Origin of the sequence: Pseudomonas sp. EA_65y_Pfl1_P113 (assembly GCF_963970525.1) — a bacterium.
Taxonomy (GTDB): domain Bacteria; phylum Pseudomonadota; class Gammaproteobacteria; order Pseudomonadales; family Pseudomonadaceae; genus Aquipseudomonas; species Aquipseudomonas tritici.
Window position 1 is genome coordinate 1 of record NZ_CAXAQM010000122.1, and the last position, 886, is coordinate 886.

An 886-nucleotide genomic window follows, 5' to 3' on the forward strand; every position below is an offset into this window, starting at 1 on the left:
CTACAGCGCAAGGGGACGGCCATCGATCGATCCCGAACTCCTCATCCGCATGGCCTTGGTCGGCCGCATTTACGCGATCACGTCCGAACGGCGCCTGTGTGAGGAGCTGCGCTACAATCTGGCCTATCGCTGGTTCTGCCGTCTCGCGCCGGGAGACAAGGTTCCGCACCACTCGACGTTCAGCAAGAACCGGCACGGTCGTTTCCGCGATGCCGACGTGTTCCGGATCCTGTTCGAAAGCACGGTCCGACGCTGCATCAGTGAAGGACTGATTGGCGGAAAAGACGCCGCGATCGATGCATCGTTCATAGCGGCTGATGCGAGCTGGCAGCGCAAGACCGTTCCTGGCTACCTGCCGTATGTCGCCAACGCGTCGCGCGCGGTTAGGGAGTGGGTGCACGACACAGGAGATGCCGTCTTTGAAATGGCGCGCTCGAAAAGCTGCCAAGGCGTCTCTCGAACGGATCCTGCCGCGGCTTGGTCGGCGCGAACGGTGCGTGGCCGGTTCGGCTACGCCCTGAATGCGCTGGTCGACACCCCGAGTGGCGTCGCTCTCGATGTGAAGGCGACACCGGCTCGGTTCGCGGAGGAAGTTGATGCGGGGCGCGTCATGCTCGAGCGATCGGCCGATCGCTTTGATTATCGTCCCAAGCGGGTTGCGGCCGACAAAGCCTATGGCAGCGCCAACTTCCTCGGCTTCGTAAGGGATCACGGCGCAATCCCGCACATTCCGGTAATCGACCGTACGCAACAGACCAAGGGCAAGCTGCCGCGAACGGCCTTCAGCTATGATCGTGACATTGACAGCTTTACCTGTCCGACCGGAAAGCCGCTCCGGCACCACGCCTTCCATCTGCCCACCGGCGTACACCGTTATGCAGCCGAT

Annotated in this window: 1 protein-coding gene; it reads left to right on the forward strand. The window is 62.3% G+C overall.

All coding sequences use genetic code 11. The annotated features are described in order from the left end of the window. The coding region (locus AACY52_RS28600; RefSeq protein WP_339561108.1) for a transposase at nucleotides 1-886 on the forward strand (886 nt) is incomplete at both ends.